The 23875-nt window shown below is 61.0% G+C and carries 22 protein-coding genes; 9 read left to right on the top strand and 13 right to left on the bottom strand.

All coding sequences use genetic code 11. The features are described 5' to 3' along the window. Positions 1-57 precede the first annotated feature (57 nt). The 3 genes from dbpA (at position 58) to yccS (ending at position 4970) form a co-directional block, all read left to right on the top strand. Positions 58-1395: an ATP-dependent RNA helicase DbpA gene (gene dbpA, locus EKA13_RS15700; protein WP_245704347.1), complete on the top strand. Its 1338-nt coding sequence runs from the start codon at positions 58-60 to the stop codon at positions 1393-1395. Between the two features lie 97 nt (positions 1396-1492). Beyond that, entirely contained in the window at positions 1493-2671 is a 1179-nt protein-coding gene (locus EKA13_RS15695; protein ID WP_065760293.1) for a BaiN/RdsA family NAD(P)/FAD-dependent oxidoreductase, read from the top strand. A gap of 118 nt (positions 2672-2789) precedes the next feature. Then, positions 2790-4970, top strand: a complete 2181-nt coding sequence (yccS, locus tag EKA13_RS15690) for a YccS family putative transporter (protein ID WP_065760292.1) — start codon at positions 2790-2792, stop codon at positions 4968-4970. Here yccS and EKA13_RS15685 read toward each other — a convergent pair whose 3' ends face one another. Beyond that, positions 4971-5711, bottom strand: coding sequence for a substrate-binding periplasmic protein (locus tag EKA13_RS15685; RefSeq protein ID WP_065760291.1), 741 nt, complete (start codon positions 5709-5711; stop codon positions 4971-4973). Between the two features lie 247 nt (positions 5712-5958). Between EKA13_RS15685 and EKA13_RS15680 the strand changes: the two genes are divergently transcribed. Continuing rightward, complete coding sequence (locus EKA13_RS15680) at positions 5959-6408, top strand: GNAT family N-acetyltransferase (RefSeq protein ID WP_065760290.1); 450 nt, start codon at positions 5959-5961, stop codon at positions 6406-6408. Positions 6409-6453: 45 nt separating this feature from the next. On the opposite strand, the gene EKA13_RS15675 is transcribed toward EKA13_RS15680, so the two are convergent. The 9 genes from EKA13_RS15675 to tkt all read right to left on the bottom strand — a co-directional run bounded on the left by EKA13_RS15675 (position 6454) and on the right by tkt (position 15830). Further along, on the bottom strand, positions 6454-6750 hold the full coding sequence (locus EKA13_RS15675; protein ID WP_065760289.1) for a winged helix-turn-helix domain-containing protein: 297 nt from the start codon (positions 6748-6750) through the stop codon (positions 6454-6456). Between the two features lie 17 nt (positions 6751-6767). Further along, complete coding sequence (locus EKA13_RS15670; RefSeq protein WP_065760288.1) at positions 6768-7268, bottom strand: YgjP-like metallopeptidase domain-containing protein; 501 nt, start codon at positions 7266-7268, stop codon at positions 6768-6770. 37 nt (positions 7269-7305) lie between these two features. Continuing rightward, on the bottom strand, positions 7306-9426 hold the full coding sequence (locus EKA13_RS15665; protein WP_065760287.1) for a putative bifunctional diguanylate cyclase/phosphodiesterase: 2121 nt from the start codon (positions 9424-9426) through the stop codon (positions 7306-7308). Between the two features lie 214 nt (positions 9427-9640). After that, on the bottom strand, positions 9641-10705 hold the full coding sequence (gene fba, locus EKA13_RS15660) for a class II fructose-bisphosphate aldolase (RefSeq protein WP_065760286.1): 1065 nt from the start codon (positions 10703-10705) through the stop codon (positions 9641-9643). A gap of 100 nt (positions 10706-10805) precedes the next feature. After that, the gene (locus tag EKA13_RS15655; protein WP_065760285.1) at positions 10806-11126 is read right to left on the bottom strand and encodes an MliC family protein; all 321 of its coding nucleotides are present in this window, start codon (positions 11124-11126) and stop codon (positions 10806-10808) included. 57 nt (positions 11127-11183) lie between these two features. Then, complete coding sequence (locus EKA13_RS15650; RefSeq protein ID WP_065760284.1) at positions 11184-11402, bottom strand: hypothetical protein; 219 nt, start codon at positions 11400-11402, stop codon at positions 11184-11186. A 32-nt stretch (positions 11403-11434) separates the two neighbouring features. Further along, the gene (locus EKA13_RS15645) at positions 11435-12598 is read right to left on the bottom strand and encodes a phosphoglycerate kinase (protein WP_065760283.1); all 1164 of its coding nucleotides are present in this window, start codon (positions 12596-12598) and stop codon (positions 11435-11437) included. A gap of 12 nt (positions 12599-12610) precedes the next feature. Beyond that, entirely contained in the window at positions 12611-13678 is a 1068-nt protein-coding gene (gene epd, locus EKA13_RS15640; RefSeq protein ID WP_065760282.1) for an erythrose-4-phosphate dehydrogenase, read from the bottom strand. A gap of 154 nt (positions 13679-13832) precedes the next feature. Beyond that, the gene (gene tkt, locus EKA13_RS15635) at positions 13833-15830 is read right to left on the bottom strand and encodes a transketolase (RefSeq protein WP_065760281.1); all 1998 of its coding nucleotides are present in this window, start codon (positions 15828-15830) and stop codon (positions 13833-13835) included. Positions 15831-16090: 260 nt separating this feature from the next. Here tkt and EKA13_RS15630 point away from each other — a divergent pair, with 260 nt between their 5' ends. The 4 genes from EKA13_RS15630 (at position 16091) to EKA13_RS15615 (ending at position 20578) form a co-directional block, all read left to right on the top strand. Then, positions 16091-17086 (top strand): ArsR/SmtB family transcription factor, encoded by a 996-nt coding sequence (locus EKA13_RS15630; RefSeq protein ID WP_065760280.1) that lies wholly within the window; start codon positions 16091-16093, stop codon positions 17084-17086. A gap of 20 nt (positions 17087-17106) precedes the next feature. Next, positions 17107-18297: a methionine adenosyltransferase gene (metK, locus tag EKA13_RS15625; RefSeq protein ID WP_065760279.1), complete on the top strand. Its 1191-nt coding sequence runs from the start codon at positions 17107-17109 to the stop codon at positions 18295-18297. A 150-nt stretch (positions 18298-18447) separates the two neighbouring features. Next, positions 18448-20124: an NAD-dependent DNA ligase LigB gene (ligB, locus tag EKA13_RS15620; protein ID WP_065760278.1), complete on the top strand. Its 1677-nt coding sequence runs from the start codon at positions 18448-18450 to the stop codon at positions 20122-20124. 58 nt (positions 20125-20182) lie between these two features. Next, complete coding sequence (locus EKA13_RS15615) at positions 20183-20578, top strand: DUF1090 domain-containing protein (protein ID WP_065760277.1); 396 nt, start codon at positions 20183-20185, stop codon at positions 20576-20578. A 67-nt stretch (positions 20579-20645) separates the two neighbouring features. Here EKA13_RS15615 and EKA13_RS15610 read toward each other — a convergent pair whose 3' ends face one another. After that, the gene (locus tag EKA13_RS15610; protein ID WP_065760276.1) at positions 20646-21095 is read right to left on the bottom strand and encodes a c-type cytochrome; all 450 of its coding nucleotides are present in this window, start codon (positions 21093-21095) and stop codon (positions 20646-20648) included. A 125-nt stretch (positions 21096-21220) separates the two neighbouring features. Here EKA13_RS15610 and mltA point away from each other — a divergent pair, with 125 nt between their 5' ends. Continuing rightward, on the top strand, positions 21221-22369 hold the full coding sequence (mltA, locus tag EKA13_RS15605) for a murein transglycosylase A (protein WP_065760275.1): 1149 nt from the start codon (positions 21221-21223) through the stop codon (positions 22367-22369). Positions 22370-22376: 7 nt separating this feature from the next. Here mltA and EKA13_RS15600 read toward each other — a convergent pair whose 3' ends face one another. Continuing rightward, positions 22377-22763 carry an MAPEG family protein gene (locus tag EKA13_RS15600; RefSeq protein ID WP_065760274.1) on the bottom strand — a complete coding sequence of 129 codons (387 nt, stop codon included), beginning with the start codon at positions 22761-22763 and terminating at the stop codon, positions 22377-22379. 28 nt (positions 22764-22791) lie between these two features. Next, a complete protein-coding gene (locus tag EKA13_RS15595) occupies positions 22792-23625 on the bottom strand; it encodes an EamA family transporter (protein WP_065760273.1) in 834 nt (277 codons plus the stop codon). Positions 23626-23875: the final 250 nt, after the last annotated feature.

Raw genomic sequence — 23875 nt, 5'->3', positions numbered from 1 at the left:
GCCCGCCTCGTGACCACCATTGCCACCGCCTTCGATACCCTGCCGCTGTCCAGCGCCATGCTGGCCAACCTGGACGCCCTCGGCTACGCCCAGATGACCCCGATTCAGGCCCAGAGCCTGCCGGTGATTCTCAAGGGCATGGACCTGATCGCACAGGCCAAGACCGGCAGCGGCAAGACCGCCGCTTTCGGCATCGGCCTGCTCAACCCGATCAACCCGCGCTACTTCGGCTGCCAAGCCTTGGTGCTGTGCCCAACCCGTGAGCTGGCCGACCAGGTCGCCAAGGAACTGCGGCGGCTGGCCCGCGCCGAAGACAACATCAAGATCCTGACCCTCTGCGGCGGGGTTTCGCTCGGCCCGCAGATCGCCTCGCTGGAACACGGCGCGCATATCATCGTCGGTACCCCGGGGCGGATTCAGCAGCACCTGAGCAAAGGCACCCTGGTGCTCGACGGGCTCAACACCCTGGTACTCGACGAAGCAGACCGGATGCTCGACATGGGGTTCTACGACGCCATAGCCGACATCATCGGGCAAACGCCGAAACGCCGTCAGACCTTGCTGTTCTCGGCAACCTACCCGGCCGGCATCAAGCAACTGTCGGCAGCCTTCATGCGCGACCCGCAGCAGGTCAAGGTTGAAGCCCTGCACGCCGACAACCAGATCGAACAACGCTTCTACGAAATTGATCCGGAACAGCGCCTGGAAGCCGTAACCCGCGTACTCGGGCATTTCCGCCCACAGTCCTGCGTGGCGTTCTGCTTTACCAAACAGCAGTGCCAGGAAGTGGTGGAGCACCTGCAGGCCAAAGGCATCGTCGCCGCGGCCCTGCACGGCGACCTGGAACAGCGCGACCGCGATCAGGTCCTGACCCTGTTCGCCAACCGCAGCAGCTCGGTCCTGGTCGCCACCGATGTTGCCGCACGCGGCCTGGACATCGACGCCCTGGACATGGTCATCAACGTCGAACTGGCCCGTGATGCCGAGATTCACGTACACCGCGTCGGCCGCACCGGACGCGCAGGCGAGAAAGGTCTGGCCGTAAGCCTGGTGGCGCCTGCCGAAGGTCATCGCGCCCAAGCGATCGAAGCCCTGCAAAAGGCGCCGCTGCGCTGGGAACAGCTCGACAGCCTCAAACACCAGGGCGGCGCCCCGCTGCTGCCGGTCATGAGCACCCTGTGCATCGCCGCCGGCCGCAAGGACAAACTGCGTCCGGGCGACATTCTGGGTGCCCTGACCGGTGATGCCGGTTTGCCCGGCACTCAGGTCGGCAAGATCGCGATCTTTGACTTCCAGGCCTTTGTCGCAGTGGAACGTGCGGTGGCCAAGCAGGCCTTGCAGCGCCTGAACAGCGGCAAGATCAAAGGGCGCTCGTTGCGCGTGCGGATCGTCTGATCCCATTACCCGCAAAGCCGGCTCCCGCCCCTGCAGGGGCGGGCTTGGCTGGCGACAGGACGACACGGTTTCAGCTTTCTACCCCGAGGATTTTGCAGTGCGTTCCACCGAAGTCATCATCATCGGCGCAGGCGCCGCCGGCCTGATGTGCGCCCTGACCGCCGCCAAGCGTGGCCGCCAGGTTGTATTGCTTGACCACGCCAACAAACCGGGCAAGAAAATCCTGATGTCGGGTGGTGGCCGCTGCAATTTCACCAACATGTACACCGAGCCGAGCAATTTTCTCTCGCAGAACCCGCATTTCTGCAAATCCGCGCTGGCACGTTACACCCAGTGGGATTTTATCGAGATGGTCAGCAAGCATGGCGTGCCGTACCACGAGAAGAAACTCGGCCAGCTGTTCTGCGACCACAAATCCAGCGACATCCTCGACATGCTCCTGGCCGAGTGCGACGCCGCAGGCGCCGAATTGAACATGAACACCCGCATCGATCAGATCGAAAAACTCGAAAGCGGCTATTTGCTGGAAACCAGTGCAGGCAAGCTGCAATGCCAGTCGCTGGTGATCGCCACCGGCGGCTTGTCGATCCCGACGCTGGGGGCGACCGGCTTTGGTTATCAGGTGGCGCGTCAGTTCGGTCACAGCGTACTGCCTACCCGCGCAGGCCTGGTGCCCTTCACCATCACCGACCAGCTCAAGGCGCTCTGCACCGAGCTGTCCGGCACCTCGGTCGACTGTATCGCCAGTTGCAACGGCGTCAGCTTCCGCGAAAACCTGCTGTTCACCCACCGCGGCCTCAGCGGCCCGGCGATCCTGCAGATTTCCTCGTTCTGGGAAGCCGGTGATACGCTGGAAATCAACCTGCTGCCGGACCACGACGCGTTGACCTGGCTGCAACAGCAGCAAGCCGAACGCCCCAACAGCGAGCTGAAAACCCTGCTCGGTGAACTCTTCACCAAGAAAATGGCCAACCTGCTGGCCGAGCAGTGGTTCGTGTCCAAGCCAATGAAACAGTACACCCCGGCTGAACTGGCTCAGGTCGCGGAGAAACTCGGCGCCTGGCAACTGGTTCCCGCCGGCACTGAAGGCTACCGCACTGCCGAAGTGACCCTGGGCGGCGTCGACACCCGCGAGGTGTCCTCCAAAACCATGGAGTCACTCAAGAGCCCTGGCCTGTATTTCATTGGCGAAGTGCTGGATGTCAGCGGCCACCTCGGTGGCTTCAACTTCCAGTGGGCGTGGGCTTCGGCCTACGCCGCCGCACAATTCGTCTAACCTTCGCGGTAGAATCGGCGCATCACGGAACAAATTTTGCTGGGACATTACCGCGACGGCAGCTTGCCGTCGCGACCCGCTCAATTTCGATCACTGCCCTGCAGGCCTGACTCCCGCCATGTCATCCACATCGTTGCGCCATTCACTGCGTCGCCTCTGGGCTCTGGATAAATTCAGCTACAGCATCCGGGTATCGATCGCCCTGACCGGAAGCATGGCGCTGTGTTGGTACCGGGACGAAATGGGCCTGCTGATCCCGCTGTTCCTCGGTATCATTGCCAGCGCCCTGGCAGAAACCGATGACAGCTGGCAAGGCCGACTCAACGCCCTGGCCGTTACCCTGGTCTGCTTTACCGTCGCCGCGCTGTCGGTAGAGATGCTGTTCCCTTACCCCATTGTGTTTGTCTGCGCCATGGCATTGGCGGCCTTCGGCCTGACCATGCTCGGCGCACTGGGCGAACGCTACGGCGCGATCGCCTCGGCGACGCTGATTCTCTCGGTGTACACCATGATCGGTGTCGACCAGCGCGGCGGCGAAGTCACCGACTTCTGGCACGAACCCTTGCTGCTGGTGGCCGGCGCTGCCTGGTACGGCCTGCTCTCGGTTCTCTGGCAGGCCCTGTTCTCCAACCAGCCCGTGCAGCAAAGCCTGGCCCGGCTGTTTCGCGAGCTGAGCCGCTACCTCAAGCTCAAGTCCACGTTGTTCGAGCCGATTCGTCAGCTGGATGTCGAAGCACGACGCCTTGAACTGGCACAACAGAACGGTCGGGTGGTGGCCGCGCTCAATGCCGCCAAGGAAATCATTCTGCACCGGGTCGGCAATGGTCGCCCTGGCTCTAAAGTCAGTCGCTACCTGAAGCTGTACTTCCTCGCCCAGGACATCCACGAGCGCGCCAGCTCGTCGCACTACCCGTACAACGCATTGGCCGAGGCGTTCTTCCACAGCGATGTCCTGTTTCGCTGCCAACGCCTGTTGCGCCAACAGGGCGTGGCCTGCCAACAGCTTTCAGAATCGATCCAGCTGCGTCAGCCATTCACCTACGACACAGGGTTTGCCCAGGCCCAGGAAGACCTGCACGCCTCACTCGAGCACCTGCGCAGTCAAAACAACCCAGCCTGGCGCGGCCTGCTCCGTTCGCTTCGCGCCCTGGCGGCCAACCTGGCCACACTGGACCGTCTGCTCAGCGACGCGAGCAACCCCGACAAACTGGCTGACAATAGTGACTCCAGCCTGCTCGACCGCTCGCCCCACAGCCTGGCGGATGTCTGGAATCGGCTACGCCAACAGCTGACGCCGACGTCATTGCTGTTTCGTCACGCGTTGCGCCTGCCGCTGGCACTGTCGATCGGTTATGGCATGGTGCACCTGATCCACCCCACCCAAGGCTACTGGATCATCCTCACCACGTTGTTCGTCTGCCAGCCCAACTATGGCGCCACGCGACGCAAGCTGGTGCAGCGGATCATTGGAACGGGGATTGGCCTTACCGTTGGCTGGGCATTGTTCGACCTGTTCCCCAACCCGCTGATCCAGTCGATGTTCGCAGTTGTCGCCGGCGTGGTGTTTTTCGTCTACCGAACCACCCGCTACACCCTGGCCACGGCAGCGATCACTCTGATGGTGCTGTTCTGTTTCAACCAGATCGGTGACGGCTACGGGCTGTTCTTGCCACGCCTGTTCGATACGTTGATTGGCAGCCTGATCGCCATCCTCGCAGTCTTCCTGTTCCTGCCAGACTGGCAGGGGCGGCGGTTGAACAAGGTGCTGGCCAATACCCTGAGTTGCAACAGCATTTATCTGCGCCAGATCCTCCAACAGTATGCCAACGGCAAGCGCGACGACCTGGCCTACCGCCTGGCGCGCCGCAACGCCCACAACGCCGATGCGGCGCTGTCGACCACCTTGGCCAACATGCTTATGGAGCCCGGGCATTTCCGAAAGGAGGCGGATGTCGGTTTTCGATTCCTGGTGTTGTCGCACACCCTGCTCAGCTACCTTTCAGGCCTCGGCGCCCATCGCGATAGCGTCCTGGCGGCCGAGGCACGTACCGATCTGGTCGAAGGGGCCGGGGCACGCCTGGCAGACAGCCTCGATGAAATCGCCGTCGGCCTGTCGACCAAACTACCCGTTGCGATTCACAGCGATGACGAGGAAGCCCTCGCCAGCAGACTGGAACAGGTACCCGAGGAAATCGACGAAACCCAACGTCTGGTCCAAACCCAGCTGGCCTTGATCTGCCGCCAACTGGGCCCGCTGCGCACCTTGGCGGCGCATCTGATCAAAGAGTCTGCGGCCTGATCACAAACCGTACTGTTTGAGCAGGCGGGCATAGCTGCCATCGGCCCGCATCGCCACGATAGCCTGATCGAACGCGGCAACGATTTGCTGATGACGAGGGTTTTTCAGGCTGACCAGAATGTGCAGGCTGTTTTCACTGAGCGGCTTGCCGAAAAACTCAACGCTGTCGCGAACAGGCGCAGGTTCCTGCTTGAGAAAATGGCGAGCGACGTACTCGTCCTCAAGGGTCAAGCTTACCCGGCTTGCTGCCAGCATTCGCACCGCCACCGAAAAGCTGCGCACCGGGACCTTCTGCAAGCGGCTATCGGCATCGAAGCTGAGGGAGTATGCATAGTCACGAACGACCGCGATCGGATAGGGATACAAATCCGCCAGGGCCTGGAAGGTAATCGCTTCATCCTTGCGCTTGAGCAAGCGTATGCGGTTGGTCAGGTACCCGGCCGAAAATTCCCCGATCCGAGTACGAGAGTCGTTGTACCACGCATTGACCAGGATGTCGTAACGGCCCTCGCCAACGCCCATCAATGCCCGCGCCCAAGGGACCTGCTCAAATTCGCTGTCATAGCCGGCACGCTTGAGCGCTGTGGTAACAAGCGCCGTAGCCAGCCCGCCCCCTTCCAGGCTGGCATCGGTGAACGGAGGCCAGGCATCCGCCACAAGCTTGAGCTTGTCCGCTGCGATCAGGGGGGATGTTGTGCAAAGCATTCCAAGCAAAACCAAGACTCGAAGCAATACAGACATGCTCAAATCCCTTAGCGAGCACCCTGCCCGCGCCAATGTCCAACTGCCTGAAAATGCACCTGGTGCAAGAACTCTAGAAGGCCCATTCAGATTACACAAAGATGAAGGGCTCGGGCAGCGAAAATAATAGCTATTTGCCTGCACGGTTGATCGGGCGCATAACAGACACAATCCGCCGCAACTTCAGTCTCGTCGTGGGCACATTGCTCTGCCATGATGAGTCATTGACATCAGGACGAGGCCTATCATGCCCATCGAATGGCTCTGCAAACACCACTCGGACCTTGGCAAGGAACAGCTCTACGCCATCCTCAAACTGCGCTCGGAAGTATTCGTCGTTGAACAGAAATGCCCCTATCTGGACATCGACGGGGAAGACCTGGCCAGTGACACCTGCCACTTGATGGCATGGCAGGACGACACGCTGGTGGCTTATCTGCGCCTGCTCGACCCCACGTCACAGGGCGGTGACGTGGTGATCGGTCGGGTGGTGATCGCACCGCACGCACGCGGAAAAGGCTTGGGGCATGAACTGATGGAGCAAGGTTTGAAGCATGCCGAGCAGCTCTGGCCCGACGTGCCGGTGTACCTGTCAGCACAAGCACATCTGCAGGACTACTACGCCCGTCATGGTTTCAAGGTCGCAGGTGAGGCCTACCTGGAGGACGGTATTGCGCATGTCGGCATGCGCCGCTAGCCACTGACCTCCACGGCGCATGGCGCAGTCGTCTGCGCAGCGGTATCAGGGATAACCCAGCACCTCGCGGATCTGCCCCAGGTGCTGGAGGACCCACTGAGGATCAATCGCTCCCCAGTCACGAATACGGTAATGCCCGGCATGATTGCGCGCCCCAGCCTGCTGTTCGAACTCGCAGAGGATGTCCAGGTCACTCAACGCAGCAATCGTGTCCTGAGCGGTACGCCGTGGCATACCAGTGGCCTCCATCAGGGCGGGAACGCTGCTGGCGGTCTGGCTATCGATCAACCAGGCAACGTAAAGGCGGCGGTAGAAGCTGGTCTTGGTCTTGCTCACATCCATCGGCAAATCCTTGTCAGTCAGGCCTGGGCAGGCAACTCCCGCCAGGTCAGGTAAACACGCAGGTCAAACTCCAGTTGATGGTAGCCCGGCTGCATGTACTCACAGAGCTGATAGAAGGCCTTGTTGTGCTCGGCCTCCTTGAAGTGCGCCAGCTCATGCACCACGATCATGCGCAGAAACTGCGGGGCCGCCTCCTTGAACAACGAGGCAATACGTATCTCTTTCTTCGCCTTGAGTTTGCCACCCTGCACCCGCGACACCGCCGTGTGCAAACCCAGTGCCCGGTGGGTCAGGTCGAGCCGATTGTCGAACAGGACCTTATCCAGGTTCGGCGCATTGCGCAGGTACTCCTGCCTGATGGCTTGGGCATAGGTGTACAACGCCTTGTCGCTCTGCACCTGATGCCGCTCGCTATAGCGCTGCGCCAGATAATCGCCGAGGCGGTTGCTGGCGATCATCTGGCGCACCTGATCTTGCAGGTTGGCGGGGTAGGCTTGCAGGTACTTGAGGGCGGTCATGGCTACAGCTGAATAGATAAAGACGCAGTGTAACCAACTACCTGTGCTGCCAGTCAAAAAACGCCGGAAAAGCCCCCGCATCCTCGGTCGTCAATGGGTGCGCCACCAAAAAGCCCTGGACGTACTCACACCCATTGGTCCGAAGCCAGTCGGCCTGAGCACGTGACTCGACCCCCTCGGCAATCACGCTGATTCCGTACTGCCGACACAATTCAATGACGGCGCGAACCAGTACTGCATCCATCGTCGACTCGGGCAACCTGGCAACCAGATGGCGGTCGAGTTTAAGGGTGTCTATCGGCAAATCGCGCAGCATGCGCAATGAACAGTCGCCGGCGCCAAAGTCGTCCAGCGCCACCCGCACTCCCAATTGCCGTAGGCGCTGCAATTGCTTTAGCACGATATCGTTACTGAAGTTCAACGAAGTTTCAGCAACCTCGAGCTCCAACTGCGCGGGTATCAGACCATGGCCCTGAATGACCCGCCCGAGCTCTTCGGCCAGGTTCGGCATCGAGAACTGGGCCCGACTCAGGCTGATACTCAACACGACGTCAGCCCCTAACACATTCCCCCAGGACTTGCGCTGCGCGGCGCCCCGCTGATAGATCCAACTGGCCAGCCTGGTAATCAGCCGGGCCTCCTCCAGCAACGGAATGAACAACCCTGGCGGCACATCGCCAACACTTGGGTGCTGCCAGCGCAACAGCGCCTCGAAGCCTCGCAAGCGGCCATCGGCAAATGCAACCTGCGGCTGATAGACCAGGTTGAAATCGTGGTTCTCGATGGCATCACGCACGCTGTCTTCGAGCATCAAGCGTGAACGTGCACGCCCATTGAGCTCCTGATCGTAATAGCGGTACTGCTGACGACCCGCCTGTTTCGCCGCGTACATGGCCGCATCGGCGGCACGCAGCAACTCGGCAAGGCCGGCATCGCAATCGGGGCACGTGGCAATGCCGATGCTGACGCCCAAGGTGACTTCCATGCCATCGATCAATTGGCAGATCGACATCCGTTCGATCAGCCTTTCCGCGAAACGAGCCGCCTGCTCCGGGTAGTCCAGCGCATCAAGCAGGGCGGTAAACTCATCACCGCCCATGCGCCCGAGGATCGCATGCGCCCCCAGGCAATCCTTCAGTTGCTCGGCCACCCAATGCAACACCCGGTCGCCGGCTTCATGACCCAGCGTATCGTTGACGCGCTTGAAGCCATCCAGGTCCAGGTACATCAGGGCCTGCGCCTTTTGGGAATGCTCACTGCGCAGCAACACGCTCTCTGCTGCCTGACAGAACCCCCGGCGATTGAGCAGGCCGGTCAACGGATCAGTGACCGCCTGATGTTCAAGCTGCTGATGCAGGTTGCGCACTACTGACATGTCCAACACCGTCACAACCATCGCCTGCTGCTCGCCAGGCAGCGGCGCGCAGGACAATGCCACCGGCAGCAACTGGCCGGTTCCGGTACGCAGCACAGCATCATGCAGGCGGTAGATTTCACGGCTCTGGTAAGCCTGGTAGAACGCTGAATCGCGCCATAGGGTAGCCTCTGGCGTCTGCAGGAAGGTCAGCAGATCCACACCTTGCAAACGCTCGACGGGCATTTCAAGCAAGCGTGAAATCGCCGGATTTGCAAACTCGATGAGGCCATTCTCGGCCACGACCAGGATGCCTTCAGCGGCATTTTCAAGCACCGACGCATTGAAAGCGCGCGCCGCCTCCAGATCGCGACTCAGGCGTTGCAGCTCACGGCGATTGCGCTGCTGTTCAAGCAGTGTCTGCACCTTGGGCTTGAGAATTTGCGGGTCAAAAGGCTTGAACAGGTAATCAACAGCCCCGCTGGCATAGCCCTTGAGCACAGACGCCTGGGACTGCTCATTGGCTGTCAGGAAAATAATCGGGGTCATGCGTGTACGCTGGCTGCCACGCATCAGGCGGGCCACTTCGAATCCATCCATCTCCGGCATTTGCACATCAAGCAGTACGAGGTCCACTTCATGCTCGAGCAGCGCGCTCAGCGCTTCTCTCCCGGAGCTTGCCGTCAGTACCTGCCAGTCTCGCCGGGCCAACAGCGCCCGCATGCTGATCAGGTTTTCAGGGTAATCATCAACGACCAGCAACACCGAGTTGCCGTTTTGATGCTGAGTATGCGCGCAATCCATGCTGCTTCTCTTATGAGACCGATCTCTACTTCGGCTGAAATATGAACCTAACTCTAGTCGTGGCGGCCATAAATCTGAAGCCAGCATCCCGTGATCACGTAATGAAACGGGCGCTCACCGACTAACGGTCTGTCCGAGCGAGCCAACACGGTCCTGTGCTTGGCTCGCAAAAACAAAAAACCCGCATCGCTGCGGGTTTTCCGGGTTACCGGGCTTAGTTGACCTTGGCAGCCAGCTCACCTTTGGCATAACGCTGGAACATGCCTTCCAGGGAGATCGGCTTGATCTTCGAGGCATTACCGGCAGTACCGAAGGCTTCGTAGCGGGCGATGCAGACGTCACGCATGGCCTTGACGGTTTCGGCGAAGAACTTGCGTGGGTCGAACTCGCTTGGGTTCATCGCCATGTGACGGCGCATCGCACCGGTAGAGGCCAGACGCAAGTCAGTGTCGATGTTGACCTTGCGCACGCCGTACTTGATGCCTTCGACGATTTCTTCAACCGGTACGCCGTAGGTCTCTTTGATCTCACCGCCGTACTGGTTGATGATCGCCAGCCACTCTTGCGGAACCGAAGAAGAACCGTGCATCACCAGGTGGGTGTTAGGAATGCGCTTGTGGATTTCCTTGATACGCTCGATTGCCAGGATGTCACCGGTTGGCGGCTTGGTGAACTTGTACGCGCCGTGGCTGGTGCCGATGGCAATGGCCAGGGCATCGACCTGAGTCTTCTTGACGAAGTCTGCCGCTTCTTCAGGGTCGGTCAGCATCTGGCTGTGATCCAGCACGCCTTCTGCACCAATGCCGTCTTCTTCGCCGGCCATACCGGTTTCCAGCGAGCCCAGGCAGCCCAGCTCACCTTCTACGGAAACGCCACAGGCGTGAGCCAAGGCCACGGTCTGCTGAGTAACGCGAACGTTGTACTCGTAGTCGGTTGGCGTCTTGCCGTCTTCACCCAGCGAGCCGTCCATCATGACCGAGCTGAAACCCAGCTGAATCGAACGCTGGCAGACATCCGGGCTGGTGCCGTGGTCCTGGTGCATGCACACCGGGATATGCGGGAATTCTTCGATTGCGGCCAGGATCAGGTGACGCAGGAATGGGGCGCCAGCGTATTTACGGGCACCGGCCGAGGCCTGGACGATCACCGGAGAGTCGGTCTTGTCGGCCGCTTCCATGATGGCGCGCATTTGCTCAAGGTTGTTGACGTTGAAAGCTGGAACGCCGTAGCCAAATTCAGCGGCGTGGTCCAGCATCTGGCGCATGCTAATGAGTGCCATGTTATGTGTCTCTCCCGACGAGGGTCGTTAATCGTGCAAGCCTGCCGTAGCGGCGGCTGCTATTCAAGTAGTGTGGACCAGCGCACGCTGGCCCGGCCAGTCACGGTGCCTTGCAGCCCCGTCCTATCAAATCGTTGGTTGCTACCCAGTACACCAAGCCTTCGTTACCTTGGGTGTGGAAGGCCAATACGCCATCGCTGTACAGCGCTCCGGAAGCCCCCGGCTCAGGCTTGAGCCGATAGACCCGGTCGCCGCCGCCCAGTCGAACATCCATGGACTGCTGGTGGCTATCGGCAAAGCGCCAGAACACTTCTGCCTGACTGTCGCACACCCAGCGTGTCCAGTTACCCGCAACCGGCTGAGGATTGCTCACGCAGCCTGCCAGTGTCGCCAAGCCCATCAGGGCCAGAACGCGTTTCATCACATGTCCTCTAAGACCACAACACGGTCAGCGGGTTGCATTGAATCACTGAATCACTCAAGGGCAACCATGCGCCTGACGCTGATGCTCGTCGTCATACTTTTCCAGACCATCCGGGCCAAGCCTTTTACTGATGACCGGCGCGGTTTCGGCCTGCCATTCAGACTGGTAGCAGCCGCCCTTCGACACACCCGCCTGGTTCGCCTCAGGCGCGGCCGTGCTGGAGCAGCCACTCAGCACTGCCGCCAGGATCACCACAGGCAATAGTTTGACCATCAGGCTGCTCCCTTTACCAGGCACTGAACGATTCAGGCCTTGGCCCGTTGTTCCAGCATGTCGACCGCCGGCAAGACCTTGCCCTCGACGAATTCGAGGAAGGCACCACCGCCAGTAGAAATGTAGGAGATATCAGCACCAACACCATACTTGTCGATAGCGGCCAGGGTGTCGCCACCACCGGCAATGGAGAACGCTTCGCTCTGGGCGATGGCGTGCGCCAGTACCTTGGTGCCATTACCGAACTGGTCGAACTCGAAGACGCCAACCGGACCGTTCCAGAGAATGGTCTTGGAGGACTTCAGCAGCTCGGCAAAGTGCTCGGCGGTTTTCGGCCCGATATCGAGGATCATGTCGTCATCGGCAACGTCAGCAACGGCCTTGACGGTGGCAGCAGCGCTTTCGGCAAATTCCTTGGCAACCACCACATCCACTGGCAGCGGCACGCTGACCTTGGCAGCAATGGCTTTGGCGGTTTCAACCAGATCAGGTTCGTACAGCGACTTGCCGACCTTGTAGCCCGCTGCCGCCAGGAAGGTGTTGGCGATGCCACCACCGACGATCAGTTGATCGCAGATCTGGCTCAGGCTGTTCAGTACGTCCAGCTTGGTGGAAACCTTGGAGCCGGCAACGATGGCCGCCATTGGCTTGGCCGGGGCGCCCAGCGCCTTGCCCAGCGCGTCCAGCTCAGCGGCCAGCAGAGGGCCCGCCGCCGCGACCTTGGCGAACTTGGCAACGCCGTGGGTCGAACCCTCGGCGCGGTGAGCAGTACCGAACGCATCCATGACGAAGACGTCGCACAGGGCGGCGTACTTCTGGGCCAGTTCATCGGCGTTCTTCTTCTCACCCTTGTTGAAGCGCACGTTCTCGAACAGCACAACGTCACCAGCCTTGACCTCAACGCCATCGAGGTAATCGGCGATCAGCGGTACATCGCGACCCAGCGCCTTGCTGAGGTAGTCGGCAACCGGCTTAAGGCTGTTTTCGGCGGAAAACTCGCCTTCGCTCGGACGCCCCAGGTGAGAGCAAACCATCACGGCCGCACCCTTTTCCAAGGCCAGCTTGATGGTCGGCAGCGAAGCAAGGATACGCGCATCGCTGGCAACCACACCGTCCTTGACAGGAACGTTGAGGTCTTCGCGGATCAGTACGCGCTTACCGTGCAGATCGAGGTCGGTCATCTTCAAAACGGTCATGAATGCAGTCCTTCAGGGCTGTTTGCGAGTGGTGCAAGTGGGGTCGGCGACACGCAGGTAATGACCGGCGACGTCGAGCATACGGTTGGCGAAACCCCATTCGTTGTCGAACCAGGCCAACAGGTTCACCAGCCGGGGGCCGGAAACACGGGTCTGGCTGGCATCGACAATGGCCGAATGCGGGTCATGGTTAAAGTCGCAGCTGGCATGCGGCAATTCAGTGTAGGCCAGCAGGCCGTGCAGCGGGCCACTCAAGGCTGCTTCACGGAGTACCTGATTGACCTGCGCGGCATCAGTGTCGCGCGAGGTCTGCAGGGTGATATCCAGGCACGAAACGTTCACCGTCGGCACCCGTACCGCTTTGGCCTGGATTCGACCGGCAAGTTCCGGCAACAGGCGCTCGATACCTCGCGCCAGGCCCGTGGAAACCGGAATCACGGACTGGAAGGCCGAACGCGTGCGGCGCAGGTCTTCGTGATGATAGGCATCAATGACGGGCTGATCGTTCATCGCCGAGTGAATGGTCGTGATCGACACATACTCAAGGCCAAAGGCCTCATCCAGCACCCGTAACAGCGGCACACCGCAGTTGGTGGTACAGGATGCGTTCGAGACCAGACGCTCATGCCCGATCAGGCAGCCCTGGTTGATGCCATAGACGATGGTGGCGTCGACATCTGCCTCGCTCGCCATCGGCTGGGAAAACAGCACACGTGGCGCACCGGCATCCAGAAACCGTTGGCCATCGGCGCGGGTGTTATAGGCACCGGAGCACTCCAGCACCAGATCGATATCCAGTGCAGCCCAGTCGATACCTTCCGGGGTTGCACTGCGCAGTACTTTCACGCAGTCGCCGTTGATGTGCAGGCAATCGCCGTCGACCTTCACCTCACCGGGGAAACGTCCATGGGTGGAGTCAAAGCGCGTGAGGTACTCGAGGCTGGCCTGATCAGCCAGATCGTTCAAGGCGACGATCTCGAAACCGGCCTTCGACCCGCGCTCGAACAAAGCACGCAAGACACAACGACCAATACGGCCATAGCCGTTGAGTGCAACTCTATAAGGGCGCGGTTGGGACATAGAATGCTCACGGAACAGAAGCGTTATTCTGCAGCCTGTGGAAAACGCGGTGCGTTCAATCGCTGGCACGCCAGCGCCCACAGGAATCTCGATGCCCCTGTGGGCGCTGGTTTGCCGGCGAAACGCCGACACCAGCCCCCACAGGGCAACGCGATCAGTCTTCCAGCAGCTCTTCGGCGGTGCCCAGGATGTTCTCCAGGGTGAAGCCGAATTCTTCGAACAGGGCTGGCGCAGGGGCCGACTCGCCGAAGGTGGTCATACCGATGATGCGACCTTCCAGGCCCACGTACTTGTACCAGAAGTCCGCGTGAGCAGCTTCAATGGCGATACGTGCGCCAACTTCGACTGGCAGAACGGCTTGCTTGTAGCCAGCGTCCTGGGCGTCGAACACGGTGGTGCAAGGCATCGATACCACACGGACCTTACGGCCTTGCTCGGTCAGTTTGTCGTAGGCCTGAACGGCCAGGCCCACTTCCGAGCCGGTGGCGATCAGGATCAGCTCTGGCTCGCCAACGCTGTCCTTGAGCACATAACCGCCACGCGCGATATCCGCCACTTGAGCCGCATCGCGTGGCTGGTGTGGCAGGTTCTGACGCGAGAAGATCAGTGCCGACGGGCCGTCGTTACGCTCAACGGCGAACTTCCAGGCCACCGCCGACTCGACCGCATCGGCCGGGCGCCAGGTGTCCAGGTTCGGCGTGCAGCGCAGGCTGGCCAGTTGCTCGATTGGCTGGTGGGTCGGGCCGTCTTCGCCCAGGCCGATGGAGTCGTGGGTGAACACATACAGCACACGCTTCTTCATCAGCGCCGACATGCGCACAGCGTTGCGGGCGTATTCCATGAAGATCAGGAAGGTCGCGCCGTACGGCACGAAACCACCGTGCAGGGCCACGCCGTTCATGATGGCGCTCATGCCGAACTCACGTACGCCGTAGAACATGTAGTTACCGCTGGCGTCTTCAGCGCTGACACCCTTGCAGCCTTTCCACAGGGTCAGGTTGGAGCCGGCCAGGTCAGCCGAACCGCCAAGGAATTCAGGCAGCAACGGGCCGAAGGCATTCAGTGCGTTCTGGCTGGCCTTGCGGCTGGCGATGGTTTCGCCCTTGGCCGCAACGTCGGCGATGTAGGCAGCGGCTTTTTCCGAGAAATCGGCCGGCAGTTCACCGCTCAGGCGACGTTTCAGTTCGCTGGCCAGCTCAGGGAAGGCTGCGGCATAGGCGTCAAAACGAGCACTCCATTCGGCCTCAACAGCCTTGCCGGCTTCCTTGGCGTCCCATTCGGCGTAGATGTCGGCCGGGATTTCGAATGGACCGTGGTTCCAGTTCAGCTCTTTGCGCGCCAGGGCGATTTCGTCGTTACCCAGTGGAGCACCGTGACAGTCTTCCTTGCCCTGCTTGTTCGGCGAACCGAAACCAATGATGGTCTTGCAGCAGATCAGGGTTGGCTTATCACTCTTGCGAGCGGTCTCGATGGCGGTCTTGATCTCGTCGGCATCGTGACCGTTGACGTTGCGGATCACCTGCCAGTTGTAGGCTTCGAAACGCTTCGGCGTGTCATCCGTGAACCAGCCTTCGACTTCACCATCGATGGAGATGCCGTTGTCATCGTAGAAGGCAATCAACTTGCCCAGGCCCAGGGTGCCGGCCAGGGAAGCGACTTCATGGGAAATACCTTCCATCATGCAGCCATCACCCAGGAAAACGTAGGTGTGGTGGTCGACGACGTTGTGGCCTTCACGGTTGAACTGGGCGCCCAGCACCTTCTCGGCAATGGCGAAGCCCACGGCGTTGGCCAGGCCCTGACCGAGCGGGCCGGTGGTGGTCTCGACACCTGGGGTGTATCCATACTCCGGGTGGCCCGGGGTACGGCTGTGCAACTGACGGAAGTTCTTCAGGTCGTCGATCGACAGGTCGTAGCCGGTCAGGTGCAGCAGCGAGTAAATCAGCATCGAACCGTGGCCGTTCGACAGCACGAAGCGGTCGCGGTCGGCAAAAGCCGGGTTGCTCGGGTTGTGCTTCAGGTAGTCACGCCAAAGAACTTCGGCGATATCCGCCATGCCCATAGGGGCACCTGGGTGGCCGCTGTTGGCCTTTTGCACGGCATCCATGCTGAGGGCACGAATGGCGTTGGCACGCTCACGACGGCTGGGCATCGCTTATCTCCTGGGGGCTTGAATAAGTAACGGGACAGAAAAAGGCGGCCATTTTCGCCCAGTCACAGGCTCGGGGGCAATGACGGATGGTCGCTGTCGGGTGATTTTCCTGTGATTGAGGTTGGTTTTGGCGAATCGCCCGGTCAAACAGCCGAATTTGTCGCCGGACATGCCTTTGCACAGCCCACTCATCGCGCAATATCAAAACTTTTTGATATTGCGCTTGCGACAGCGGAGGTCGCTGACTAGACTGCCGCCCCATGAACCTACGCGTGCCGTCAGTCCGCCATGAGCAAAGCGACGAGCTGGCGGCCCTGTGCAAGGCCGGCGGCGATCCGCTGCGCCTGAATGTGTTGCGTGCACTGGCCAACGATTCGTTTGGGGTACTGGAACTGGCGCAGATCTTCGCGATCGGCCAGTCCGGCATGAGCCACCACTTGAAGGTACTGGCTCAAGCCACACTGGTCGCCACACGCCGTGAAGGCAATGCCATCTTCTACCGCCGCGCCCTGCCCGACAGCCTTCGCCTGGGTGGCAAGCTGCACGCAGCGCTGCTGGAAGAAGTGGACAGCCTGTCGTTGCCGGCCGAGGTGCAGGCACGGATGGCACTCGTGCAACAACGCCGCGCGGCCACCAGCCAGGATTTTTTCCAGCGCGTAGAAGAAAAGTTTCGTGCCCAGCAGGACCTGATCGCCGGCCTCGCACAATACCGCGAGAGCCTGCTGAGCCTGCTCGACAAGCTAAGCTTCGCCCCCGGCGCCAGCGCGCTTGAAGTCGGCCCGGGCGATGGCGAGTTCCTACCCGAACTGGCCAAGCGTTTCGAGCAGGTAACCGCCCTGGACAACAGCCCGACCATGCTCGAACTGGCGCGTCAGGTGTGCCAACGCGAGCGTCTGGCTAACGTAAACCTGCAGTTGGCCGATGCACTCAGTGCAACGGATGTCGACGCCGACTGCGTGGTGCTGAACATGGTCTTGCACCACTTCAGTGCTCCGGCCGATGCCCTGCGGCAACTGGCCACCCGTGTCAAACCAGGCGGCAGCCTGTTGGTTACAGAGTTGTGCAGCCACGACCAGAGTTGGGCCAGAGAGGCCTGCGGTGATCTCTGGCTAGGCTTTGAGCAGGACGACCTGGCCCGCTGGGCCAATGCTGCGGGACTGGCTCCCGGGGACAGCCTCTATGTGGGCTTACGTAATGGTTTCCAGATTCAGGTCCGCCATTTTCAGCGACCGACTGGCGACACTCACCATCGGTAAATATTTAGGAACCCGTCGAGATGAGCGAATACTCCCTTTTCACGTCCGAGTCTGTGTCTGAAGGGCATCCGGACAAAATCGCCGACCAGATTTCGGACGCCGTACTGGACGCAATCATCGCCCAGGACAAATACGCCCGTGTCGCTTGCGAAACCATGGTGAAAACCGGCGTAGCGATCATTGCTGGCGAAGTCACCACATCGGCCTGGGTCGACCTCGAAGAAATCGTTCGTAAAGTCATCATCGACATCGGCTACAACAGCTCCGACGTCGGCTTCGACGGCGCCACCTGCGCTGTGATGAACATCATCGGCAAACAGTCCGTGGACATCGCCCAGGGCGTTGACCGCAGCAAGCCGGAAGACCAGGGCGCGGGCGACCAGGGCCTGATGTTCGGCTACGCCAGCAACGAAACCGACGTGCTGATGCCAGCACCGATCTGCTTCTCTCACCGTCTGGTCCAGCGCCAGGCCGAAGCCCGCAAATCCGGCCTGCTGCCATGGCTGCGTCCGGATGCCAAGTCGCAGGTCACCTGCCGTTACGAAGACGGCAAGGTCGTCGGTATCGACGCCGTCGTCCTGTCCACCCAGCACAACCCTGAAGTCTCCCACAAGGACCTGCAGGAAGCTGTGATGGAGCTGATCGTCAAGCACTCCCTGCCTGCCGAACTGCTGCACAAAGGCACCCAGTACCACATCAACCCGACCGGTAGCTTCATTATCGGCGGCCCGGTAGGCGACTGCGGCCTGACCGGTCGCAAGATCATCGTCGACACCTACGGCGGCATGGCCCGTCACGGTGGTGGCGCATTCTCCGGTAAAGACCCATCCAAGGTTGACCGTTCCGCCGCCTACGCCGGCCGCTACGTGGCCAAGAACATCGTCGCCGCAGGCCTGGCCGATCGCTGCGAAATTCAGGTTTCCTACGCGATTGGCGTCGCTCAGCCGACGTCGATCTCGCTGAACACCTTCGGCACCGGCAAAATCAGCGATGACAAGATCATCCAACTGGTTCGCGAGCATTTCGACCTGCGTCCTTACGCAATCACCACCATGCTCGACCTGCTGCACCCGATGTACCAGGAAACTGCAGCCTACGGTCACTTCGGCCGTACTCCGCAGCTGAAGACAGTCGGTGACGACACCTTCACCACCTTCACCTGGGAGCGCACTGACCGCGCCGACGCCCTGCGCGCCGCTGCCGGTCTGTAAGTACCCTGCGTCACCCCAAAGCCCCTGCCGGGTAACCGGCAGGGGCTTTTTTGTGCGCCACAGATACATATGTCCTGACAACTTCAAGCGCATTGGCCGCTGCAACTTTCCTAGGCTTTGTATTCCTCCCGCCGAGCAAGGATGCTCGCCATGCCTGCACTACTGTTTTCCTTTCTGCTGATGCTGCTCAGTAGCGGCACCCTTGAGGCCAGCACCTGCCCCGAGTGGTCGCAACCCGATGCTCGCCAAGCGATAGAACACCTTCAACGCCGCCTCACCACCTGGGACGAGCAGTACCATGGCCAAGGCCGGTCAGAGGTCGCTGACGAACTGTATGACCAGAGCCGTGCACGACTGCAGCAGTGGCAGCGCTGCTTTGCCCTCGACACACCGGCCGCCAACCCGCTGAGCAGTGCAAGCGGCCCCATCGCGCATCCGGTCCCACACACAGGACTGCACAAGTTGCCCGATGAATCCGCCGTGCGTACCTGGCTTATGGCAAAGGACGATGTATGGGTGCAGCCCAAAGTCGATGGCGTTGCAGCCACACTTATCTACCGCCAAGGCCGACTGGTACACCTCATCAGTCGCGGCGACGGCACCCACGGGCACGACTGGAGCCGGCACATCCCCGTACTCAGCGCTGTGAACCAAACACTGCCGGAGCCCGTCGACCTGCTGCTCCAGGGCGAGCTTTACTGGCAACTGGACAACCATGTGCAAGCCCATAGCGGCAGCCTGAATGCCCGAGCCGATGTCGCCGGGCGCCTGGCCCGCAAGCAACTCAGTAATGCGGACGGTGCGCGCATCGGTCTGTTCGCCTGGGGCTGGCCAGCAGGCCCACAGGATCCAGCCAAACGCCTGGCGCGCCTGACCGAACTGGGTTTCCCCCTGATCGGCGAGTACAGCCAGCCAATCAGCAGCGCCAGCCAAGCCGCGCACTGGCGCGAGCACTGGTATCGCACCCCGCTGCCCTTCGCCAGCGATGGCGTGGTGCTGCGCCAAGGCAACCACCCGCCGCCCGAACGCTGGCAAGCTCACCCTCCCCACTGGACAGCCGCATGGAAGTACCCGCTTGCACAGGCGCTGGCGGAGGTGCGCGACGTGCAGTTCGGCATCGGTCGTACCGGGCGCATCAACCCGATCATTCAGGTCGCTCCGGTGCAACTGGACGACCGAACGATACGTCAGGTGAGCGTTGGCTCCCTGCAGCGCTGGCAGCAACTGGACATCCGGCCCGGTGACCAGGTTGCCATCAGCCTGGCCGGCCTGACCATACCGAGGCTTGATGCGGTGGTGCACCGCAACCCACAACGCCAGCCACTTCAAGTACCCGACCCTGCGGCCTACCATCCGCTCAGTTGCTGGCAACCGACACCGGGCTGCCGGGCGCAGTTCCTGTCCCGACTGAACTGGCTAAGCGGCAAGCAAGGGCTGAACCTGACCGGGGTTGGCCAAGGCACCTGGGAGCGGCTGACCGACAGCGGCCATGTCACCCACCTGGTTGATTGGCTGGCCCTGCCCGATAGCCAACTGCAACACATACCGGGGCTGGGCGAACGCAGCAGCAAACACTTGCAACAAAACTTCGCACAGGCTCGCCAACAGCCTTTTTCCCGCTGGATCCGCGCCCTGGGCATACCCGCGCCCAGCCACCTCGACCTGGGTGACAACTGGCTGGAGCTGGCACAACGCGACACTGCGCGCTGGCAACAGGAAGCGGGTATCGGCCCGAGACGAGCAGCCCAACTGAGCGCATTCTTCCAGGCACCTGAACTGCAAATGCTGGCCGATCAACTGCGCCAGCATGCAATCGAGGGTTTCTAAATTTCTCGGTTCAGGGCAGCATCAACGCTTCTGCTGTCCCGCCCCCTATGGAGCCCCTATGAAACTGCTTTCACCTCTTGCCCTGTTCGCGGCCTGTAGCTTCATGGCTGCACCGCTGCTGGCCGCTGAAGAGCAACCCGACCTGACAGGCTGCGCAGCCAAACGCCAGGCGATCAGCGAACAGATCGAGCAGGCTCGCGCCCACGGCAACAGCGAACAACAGGCCGGTCTGGAAAAGGCCCTGAGCGAAGTGACAGCCAACTGCACCGATACCAGCCTGCGCAAGGAACGGGAGAAAAAGGTTCTGGAGGCTCGACACGAGGTCGCCCAGCGCCAGAATGACCTTGAAAAAGCCATGAAAAAAGGCGACGCGGAGCGCATCAACAAGCGCAAGGACAAACTGGCAGAGTCGCGCAAGGAGTTGCAGCACGCGCTGGATGAACTAGAAAAGTGACCGCCGTGCATGCTGGCGTCACCTGCATCGCCGACCGGTCAGCGATGCAGTGCTTGCGCTCAACTGATCAGTGATTGCGAAACTCGGTATGGCATGCCTTGCAGGCCTGCTCAACCTTTTGCATCGGCGCCGCCAGCTCTGCAGGCGTCAGCGGCTGAGGACGGGTAACCGCGACCAGTTCACCGGTGGCGGCCTCCATCTGCCGGGCAAGTTCCTGGAAGCGCGCCTGCTTCTGCCAGACGTCTTCACGTGCACTGGAGTCCTTTTCCTCGCGCACCTGTGGAAAATGCTTCCACGGTTCGTGCGTCAGGCCATCAAGCTTCAGCGCGCCGTCGGCAAATTTCTGGCTGTCGAACGCCAGCCGCCCACGCAACATGCCGCCCAGGTCTTCGCTGGTCTTGAGCATCTGCTTGAAGATCGCCTTGCGCTGGCCCAGCGGCGAATTCGGATCGACACCGCCACAGGCGGTCAGGGTCATGCAGGCCAGCAGTACTACACAGAGTCGTTTGAACATCATGATCGCTTCGGCTCACAAAAAAGGCTGCCAGTATCCTCGCACGGCCCCCAAAGACCAATACCCTTATCAACACTAGGGGCTGCACGTGCTGCCCAGCACGCGGCAACCTCAGGAAATCGACACCCATGAAGATGACTTTCAGCCGCCTGAACTGGCTGCTACCCGTACTGGCCCTGCTGGCCGGTTGTAATGGCGGCAACCCGGAAAAACCCAAAACGCACGCAATAGCCACCTACACCAGTGCCACCTGGAAAGACCTGCCCCAGGTAAGCGACAGCGACCTGCTGGCGGGCTTCAACGCCTGGCGCAGCGCCTGCGAACGGCTCAAGAGCGATGCCACCTGGGCTGGCACCTGCAACGCTGCCGCAAACATCGCGGCAGAACCCGATGCGGTTCGTACCTTTCTCCAGACCCGTCTGGACGTGTTCAGCCTGCGCTCGGCCGAAAACAGCGCCAACGGCCTGATCACCGGCTATTACGAGCCGGTCTACCCCGGCAGCCTGACACGCACCGACAACGCCGGCGTACCGGTCTACGGCGTACCCGATGACCTGGTGGTCGTCGCGCTCGACAGCGTCTACCCGGAACTCAAGGGCAAACGCCTGCGCGGGCGCCTGGAAGGTCGCACCCTGAAACCCTACGACACCGCCGACACCATCCGTCGCCAAGGCGTGAACGCCCCCGTGTTGGCATGGCTGACCGATCCGATGGATCTGCAATTCCTCCAAATTCAGGGTTCAGGCCGTATTCAGCTGGACGATGGTCGCCAGTTGCGCATCGGCTACGCCGACCAGAACGGCCACCCCTATCGCCCTGTGGGTCGCTGGCTGGTCGAACAGGGCCAGTTGAAAAAAGAAGAGGTGACCATGGGCACTATTCATAGCTGGGCCGAGGCTAACCCGACGCGGGTACCGGAACTGCTCGCAAGCAACCCAAGCTATGTGTTCTTCAGCGCCCGCCCGGACAGCAACGAAGGCCCGCGCGGCTCACTCAACGTACCCCTGACTGCCGGCTATAGCGTGGCCATCGACCGCAAGGTAATCCCGCTGGGCAGCCTGTTGTGGCTGTCGACCACGCGCCCGGACGGCGCGCCGGTAGTGCGCCCGGTCGCGGCGCAGGATACCGGTGGCGCGATCACCGGTGAGGTCCGTGCAGACCTGTTCTGGGGTACCGGCAGCGAAGCCGGCAAACTGGCCGGTGACATGAAGCAACAAGGCCAGATCTGGTTGCTCTGGCCAAAGGGTGCGGCATTGCCAGACGTGCCTCAGGCCTGAGGGTCGATCAGGCCGATACGACGAAAAACGCGGCAATCACACCCATGCCTAGCGCCCAGACCAACGAGCGCAACAGCGCCCAGTCCGCCAGGTAGCAGATGATGTAGAGCAGACGGCTGGTGATGAACATCACCGCCAGCACGTCCTGCGTCACCTGCTCTGCGTTACCGACGACATCGGCAATGATCACTGCCGCGGCGAACGCCGGTGTCACCTCAAAGCTGTTCAACTGCGCGGCATGGGCGCGCCGGGCGAACCCTTCGAGCGTATCGAGAAACGCGCGCGGGTCGTGATTCTCGCGCAAGCCGAAACGACCACCGCCGAACTTCGCCACACCGGTACACAGATAAGGCAGGAACAGCGCGATCAGTACACACCAGAAAGCTACGGTCATGGCAGGGTCCTTTTTTTGGTTTCTCGGGTCAGAGCTTCATGATCAGCATGCCGATCAACACCAGCGCACAAGCTAAGAGCCTAGGCCCGCCAAAAGGTTCTTTCAGGTAGCGCATGCCAAACAGCACCACCAGAATCACACTGACCTCTCGCAAAGCCGCCGCCTCTGCCACCGAACCCAATTGCATGGCCCAAAGCACCAGGGCATAGCTGAACAACACACAGAACCCCACCGCCAGGCCGAGCCGCCATTGCTCTCGCCAGAACAAGACGTAGGGTGCACGGCGGGCCACGGCGGCCAACACCGGGAAAGGCCAGGCACTGATCAGGGTCAGCCAGACCAGATAGTCCAGCGGCTGCGACCACAACTTGATCGCCGTACCGTCCAGCCAGGTGTAGCAACCGATACACAGACCGATCAAGGCAACCACCGGCAGCATCGACCACGGCAGACGGTCACCGCCGCCACCCTGCCAGAGCAGGCAGGCCATGCCGCACGGGATCAGCAGAATGCCAATGATCTGCTGGGTGCTCAGCGACTCGCCTGCAAAGGTCAGGGTGAGCGCCAGCACCACCAAGGGCGACAAACCACGCATCAGTGGATAGACCAGGCCGAGGTCGCCCACCCGGTAGGCTTGAATCAACAGAAAACGGTAAAGCAACTCGAACAGTGCCGACGCCAACATCCAGGGCCAGACCTCAACCGGCGGCACCTGCACGAAGGCCACCATGACCAGCGCAAACAGCAATGCCACCGCATCCATACTGGCGATCACCAACAGGCGCTCGCCACTGAACTTGATCAGGGTATTCCAGGTTGCATGGAGCACCGCCGCAAGCAGTACCAGAGTCGTTGCCAGCACGTATCAGTTCCTTGGCAGGTCTTGGAAAAGCCATCACTGGCCATCTGCCCACCATACTAACCGCTTCTTGGTGAGGCACTGATGTGCAAGCCACGACAAGTTCCAATAACTTCGCAGGCAAGCCAGCGCCAACAGGGCTGCCACTCATTTTGTAGGAGCCGGGCTTACCCGCGATGGCGTCGGTGTGGTGCCAGCAAATTCGCGGTGTCTGTATCGCAGGCAAGCCAGCTCCAACAGGGCCGCGGTTCAT

The sequence above is a fragment of the Pseudomonas defluvii genome, from assembly GCF_001695625.1.
In the GTDB taxonomy this organism is placed as follows: Bacteria; Pseudomonadota; Gammaproteobacteria; order Pseudomonadales; family Pseudomonadaceae; genus Aquipseudomonas; species Aquipseudomonas defluvii.
This window is presented reverse-complemented; position numbering and strand designations above follow the sequence as displayed.